Source organism: Nocardia donostiensis (genome assembly GCF_002081715.1).
GTDB classification, from domain to species: Bacteria; Actinomycetota; Actinomycetes; order Mycobacteriales; family Mycobacteriaceae; genus Nocardia; species Nocardia donostiensis.
The window spans coordinates 1-5,320 of the sequence record NZ_MUKP01000102.1 but is presented as its reverse complement, the minus strand read 5'-3'; the positions used below and the strand labels follow the sequence as shown (position 1 = coordinate 5,320).

6 protein-coding genes and 1 pseudogene are annotated in these 5,320 nt (G+C 63.5%); 3 read left to right on the top strand and 4 right to left on the bottom strand.

Going from position 1 to position 5,320, the window contains the following annotated elements; translation table 11 throughout:
- From B0T44_RS27425 to B0T44_RS26900, 3 genes and pseudogenes are all read left to right on the top strand, one after another.
- Positions 1-387, top strand: a pseudogene (locus tag B0T44_RS27425) (long-chain-fatty acid--ACP ligase MbtM); the annotation flags it as partial.
- A 52-nt stretch (positions 388-439) separates the two neighbouring features.
- Complete coding sequence (locus B0T44_RS25955) at positions 440-1,603, top strand: acyl-CoA dehydrogenase family protein (protein ID WP_139347829.1); 1,164 nt, start codon at positions 440-442, stop codon at positions 1,601-1,603.
- Positions 1,604-1,721: 118 nt separating this feature from the next.
- On the top strand, positions 1,722-1,943 hold the full coding sequence (locus B0T44_RS26900) for a hypothetical protein (RefSeq protein WP_139347830.1): 222 nt from the start codon (positions 1,722-1,724) through the stop codon (positions 1,941-1,943).
- A gap of 148 nt (positions 1,944-2,091) precedes the next feature.
- Here B0T44_RS26900 and B0T44_RS25945 read toward each other — a convergent pair whose 3' ends face one another.
- The 4 genes from B0T44_RS25945 to B0T44_RS25930 are packed head-to-tail and all read right to left on the bottom strand — an operon-like array spanning position 2,092 to position 5,052.
- A complete protein-coding gene (locus B0T44_RS25945; RefSeq protein WP_077117308.1) occupies positions 2,092-2,631 on the bottom strand; it encodes a cupin domain-containing protein in 540 nt (179 codons plus the stop codon).
- Positions 2,618-3,121, bottom strand: a complete 504-nt coding sequence (locus B0T44_RS25940; protein ID WP_077117310.1) for a hypothetical protein — start codon at positions 3,119-3,121, stop codon at positions 2,618-2,620. Before B0T44_RS25940 ends, B0T44_RS25945 begins: the two co-directional genes overlap by 14 nt.
- A gap of 48 nt (positions 3,122-3,169) precedes the next feature.
- Positions 3,170-4,051, bottom strand: a complete 882-nt coding sequence (locus tag B0T44_RS25935; protein WP_077117313.1) for an alpha/beta hydrolase — start codon at positions 4,049-4,051, stop codon at positions 3,170-3,172.
- A 56-nt stretch (positions 4,052-4,107) separates the two neighbouring features.
- Entirely contained in the window at positions 4,108-5,052 is a 945-nt protein-coding gene (locus tag B0T44_RS25930; RefSeq protein WP_077117315.1) for an NAD(P)/FAD-dependent oxidoreductase, read from the bottom strand.
- Between the last annotated feature and the right edge of the window lie 268 nt (positions 5,053-5,320).

Sequence of the window (5,320 nt, the reverse complement as noted above, 5' to 3'; positions counted from 1 at the left end):
GACTGGACCCCGACCGGGGATATCGGCTACTTGTTGGGCGAGGAGCTGGTGGTGTGCGGGCGGTCCAAAGAAGTCATCACCGTCGCGGGGCACAATGTTTCTCCCCACGACGTAGAGCGGGTCGCCGCGCTGGTTGCGGGCGTCCGGCCTGGGGGCGTGGTCGCGACGATGGCTGCACAGCGCACCGAGGTCCGCGCCGAACGCCTGTTGGTGGTTGCCGAGTTCAGTGGTAAGCCGGTCACCGGCACCGAAGATCGGATCATCGCCGCGGTAACGGCCGAATGCGGTGTTGTACCTGGAAAAGTGGTGCTGGTGAAACCAGGTGAACTACCCCGCACAACTTCTGGGAAGTTGCGGAGGCTGGAGGTGGCGACATGGTTCTCGTGATGTCGCCACGAAACACATTGGGTTGCATTGGACAAGCGCAGGAGGTCTCGGCGTGCCGAATAATGCGGTGACGAACGGTACTTCGACCGAGAACTTCTGTGCCGCAGTCGAGGCCGTGCTCGACGACAGATTCCGAGAGACGGTGGCAGAGGCAGCGCGGCAGGGCGTTTTTCCACGAGAAGTTCTTTCCCGCCTCGGCGCTGCCGGGGTCTTCGCCGACAAATGGGCGGGAGGGTATCGGTTCCAACTCGCCAAACTCGTCGGGTTGCATACTGCACTCGGCGCGGCATGCTCGGGTGGCGTCGGTGTAGGGGTGAGTCTGCACGACTCGGCACTTGCCGTACTTCACCGATTCGCCGGTTCGGATCATCTCCGCTCGCTGTGCGCCGACGCGACGGCAGGCACCGCGGTGCTATGTATCGGCGTATCAGAGGAGACGGGCGGCTCGGACCTGCAGGCTGTACGGACGACCGCCGTCCGTGACGGTAACGGGTATGTGTTGACGGGGGCGAAAGCGTTCGTATCGCTGTCCAACGTAGCCGACTTCGCATTGGTGCTCGCGCGATGCGTAGAGAATGGAGACGACCCTCGGCCGGGTAACCTCGGTTTGTTCGCACTTCCCCTGACGTCGGCGTCGGTGGGCAAACCGTACGACAAGTTGGGGGCGAACTCATTGGACACGGCCCCGATCGAGTTCGACACCTGGTTGCCCGATGAGGCACTGTTAGGCCGTCCCGGCACCGGGTTAGCCGCAATAACCTGGGGATTGACGCATGAGCGCCTATCGATCGCGGCTCAGGTGTCGGGCGCATGTGGCCGAGTTCTCGGCCTCACTGTTGCGCGGATGATGCGACGTGAGCAGTTCGGCAAACCCTTGTTCGGCCACCAGGCATTGCGCCTTCGGGTGGCCGAGCTGCACGCCAGGGTCGACATGCTACGACTCGCGTTGCAGGGGGTGGCGGCGACGGAGCAGATCGACGTACGAACGGCGGCCGGCTTGAAGGTCACCGCTGCGCGGCTGGGTCAAGAAGTTGTCGGGGAATGCCTCCACATCTTCGGTGGCGCCGGATATCTGACGGCGGAAACTCCGCTCGCCGGATGGTGGCAGGATATGCGGTTGTCCCGGATCGGCAGCGGCACCGACGAAGTGCTATGGGAACTCGTCGCCGCGGGGATGAAGCCGGACTTCAACGAATACGATGCGCTGTTCGACTGAGTGGAGCGCGGGAAGGAATCACCACCCGCGACTCTCGGTTCTCGGTTCGTCATCCCAGCAGAAACAACTACATCGAGAGGAACGGGCCGAGGAGCAGCAGAACGGGTAGTGGCCGCAGATGGCGGTCAGCAATCCGCAGCTTATTACCTCGACCCATCTCGGCGATGCGTTGCAGGCGGCGGGTGACCACTCTGGAGCGTTCGGAGTGTGGACCCGAGTATTCGATGTCCTCGAACCGCTGGCCTACCCCGACGCCGTCGAGATCGAAATCCAAGCTCATCGGCTACCGGCGGTGCCGGTAGCCGACAGATCGATCTCACTTGATCTCGAAGGCGGCTGATGAGACCCGAAGTGGATCTTCGTCTCAGCGGGGCCGGGGCAGTGGCATGGCCAGTGCGATCCACTCTCACTAGACCTCGGGCGAACCGGGATGGCCCTCGGCATACAAAATCCCCCTCGAACCGAGCTGACGGAAGCGCCGGCGGAAGTCAGTGGCCCGCGCGAGGTGGATTCGGCAGTGGGCGGGCAAGGTACTCGATTCCGTACTTGCGACCGGTGAGGGGGCACTCCTTCGCCTCGGCGGACACGGGCGGTGCGGACGCCTCCGGATGCTCGAGCACGACGCCGTCCTCGAGAAACATGCCCTCCAGCCCAGCCGGTGCCACGAGAATCAGCATCCGGGCATCACGTTCAGCCTCGTTGCGAAAACCCCGGACGAAACCGACAGGCATGTTGAGAAACGTTCCGGGTCGAGCCAGGACCCGCTCCTCCGACGTATAGAAGGCGACTTCTCCGTCCAACACGTAGAAAGCCTCTTCTTCCCGGGTGTGCCAGTGAAAAGGCGCACCCTCCCCGGACGGAAGTGTTGTCTCGAACAGCGAGTACCGGCCGTCGGTTTCGTCACCGGTAGCGAGGAATCGGTAGACATTGCCCACGGATGCGACGTGCAGTCCCTCCTTCTTGTGCCGTACCGTCGGCAGCCGGGTTTCCTCGATATGTACGTCAGTGCGCTGGTCAGTTTTTCGCATGAAACAGCCCTCCTCGGGTCGAGTGTGTTTGCTGAGGCAAGAACAGCCGTATGATCTGTAGTTCTCGTGACGCCGGAATATCCGGTTGGAAGGTGAACATCGAACTCACCAGGCCGCTCGCGCCCACGTAGCGTCCCTCGCCGTGGGTGAGGCGCCAGATGACAGACCCCTGCAGGGTTCCCTCGCGGGCGCTGGCCTCCAGTACCCCCTCGAAGACCGTGGTGAAGTGCACGATGTCTCCGGGAGACCCCAAGGTGATCAGGCCGGCCTCGGTGAATGTCGTCTCGCTCGTCATGACGACTCGCGAGGTATAGCTGACTCCGGACGGAGCGGCGGCACACTCGTCGTCCAGAACCGTGACGTCTCCCTCCTTCGAGTCCATGTCGAAACCGGATCCGTCGACAAGCGCCGCCGAACTCGGTTCGTACCGGACCATGAGCACGCACTGATGCACTTCGAACTCAGGCTCCGGAAGTTCGGGAATCGACATTGTCCTCTCCTGTCCTTGATTCATCCGCTGTAGAAGTAAGCAGGCCCACTACGGCGTGGGTGCCGGCGAGGGCAGGTCCATCAGGTCGAGAATTTCTTTGGTGAGATCGCTGTCAGCGATACTGAGCCCGAGAACGGCCTCGAAGTGGTCGAGGCCCGGTTGCGGAAAGCCGCGCACCTGTGCCCCCGCGGCTCGGCAGGTCGCGAGGTAATCCTGTGACTGTCGGCGGAATTCGGCGGTCTCGACTTCACCCCAGCTGATCAGGAGCGGTGCGCACAGGCGGGGCCGATGGAGTTGAGGGCTTTGCAGCTCGATCGTGCGGCGGCTGAGCTGTAGCGCGGGCGCCAGCTCTGTGTAGGGCAGCGGACGCAGATCGAAGAGGCCGCTGATGGATGCACCGCCCTTGACGACGTCAGCGGGCAGGCCGTACTCGGCACTCCAGTCGGTCTCCAGCAGCATGGCGACCTGGTGGCCTCCTGCGGAGTGGCCGGACACGTAGATCCGGTTCCGGTCGCCGCCCCATGACTCGGCGTTCTCGTAGATCCATTTGATGGCCGCGCGGCTCTGCCGGGTGATCTCGTCGATGGTTACCTTGGGTGCCAGCGAGTAGTTGGTCACCACTACGTCGACCCCGTTCGCGACAGGACCGGCAGCCACCAGGGCGAACTCCTTGCTGGACAACGTGCGCCAATAGCCTCCGTGTATGAAAACCAGAATGGGCCGCGGCCCGGCATTCTTCGTGGCCGTATAGAGGTCGAGGTGTTCGTCGAGAGTCGGGCCGAACTGAATGTCGAGACGTGCGTCGAGCCTCGCGCGCACCGCGTCGCTGAGGCTCACGTAGCGCGCGAGTACGGCGTCGCTGTCGACGGTCGCCTCGACCGCATACTCGGCGTCCAGTGCCGCTTGGTCTCGGAAATCTCGGTAGAGCAAGAAAGGCTCCTTCGGATTGGTCAGCGAAAGGTGTCATTCGGGCGGTCGGTGGGGACCTACCGTTCGGGGTTCCGGTCCCGAAAGGCCGCAACGGCCCGGCCAACCTCGTCGTCCACCAAGTCGTGGTTGATGGCGAAGGCGGCTGCGGCTCCCATACCGGCCGCGGTGACCGCCAGCGCCCTCGGATCGACGACATTGCCCGCAGCCCACACCCCGGGCACGCTTGTTCGTCCAGCACGATCAGTGATCAACCAGCCGTTCGCGTCCCGGGCGCAGTCGAGGTCGAACAGCAATTCGTCACGAGGGACCATTCGTGGGAAAACGAAGACCACGGCGCGAGGAACGACGTGCCCTTCGGCCAGTTCGACCCCGCGCAACCGGTCGTCATCCACTACGAGCCGTTCGATCCGGCCCTCCATGATTTGCACACCACGGGCAGTCAGCCGCAAGCGCTCCTCTTCGGTCACATCCAGCTTTCCTGGAAGTAACACCACGTCGTCGGACCACTGGCGTAGCAGAAGCGCCTGGCCCACCGACCCAGGACCGGTTCCGAGCACTCCGAGTGGCTGCCCCCGAACTTCGTACCCATGGCAGTACGGGCAATGCAGCAGGTCCCGGCCCCACCGCTCACGCACTCCAGGAATCTCGGGCAGCTCGTCACGCAGGCCCGTGGCCATGAGGATTTGCCGGGTCCGCATCGTCTGGCCCCCTTGGAGTCGCACCGAGAAACCGGGAGCAATGTGGTCCACCTGACCCTCGATCAGCTCCACCCCGTACCCAGTCAATTGGATTCTGCCTTCCTCGAAGAAGGCGGCTCGGGGTGCTCCGTCGTTGGCCAGAAACGCGTGCAGATGTGCGGCTGGCGCGTTCCGGGGCTCCTTTCCATCCACCACCGCGATCCGGCGATCGGCCCTGGCCAGCACCAACGCGGCATTCAGCCCCGCCGCACCCCCGCCGACAACGACCACGTCGTATTCGTTTTCCTTCTTCCTGTCGCTCACGCGATCACCTCCACTACCAGATTGCGGGCGGCGCCGAGAAGGTGATGATTTTCGTTGCCGTTTCCGGGACGAAGTTCGGCTGCGCAGCAAAGCGGCAGGCATGGCCTTACCCCGCTGGTCCGGTCCGGGGGTTGTGAGAGTCTGAATGCCCACGTTGTGGGCGGAAAGGCTCGATATTCATGGCGACACGGAAACGACATACTCCTGAGCAGGTCGTGTGGAAGTTGACCGAGGCCGATCGGCTACTGGCCGACGGTAAGGACGTGGC

What these genes read in the sequence shown, in the direction of transcription:
- B0T44_RS26900 (WP_139347830.1), top strand. Translation starts at nt 1,722, where the DNA reads ATGGCGGTCAGCAATCCGCAGCTTATTACCTCGACCCATCTCGGCGAT.
- B0T44_RS25945 (WP_077117308.1), bottom strand. Translation starts at nt 2,631, where the DNA reads ATGCGAAAAACTGACCAGCGCACTGACGTACATATCGAGGAAACCCGG.
- B0T44_RS25940 (WP_077117310.1), bottom strand. Translation starts at nt 3,121, where the DNA reads ATGTCGATTCCCGAACTTCCGGAGCCTGAGTTCGAAGTGCATCAGTGC.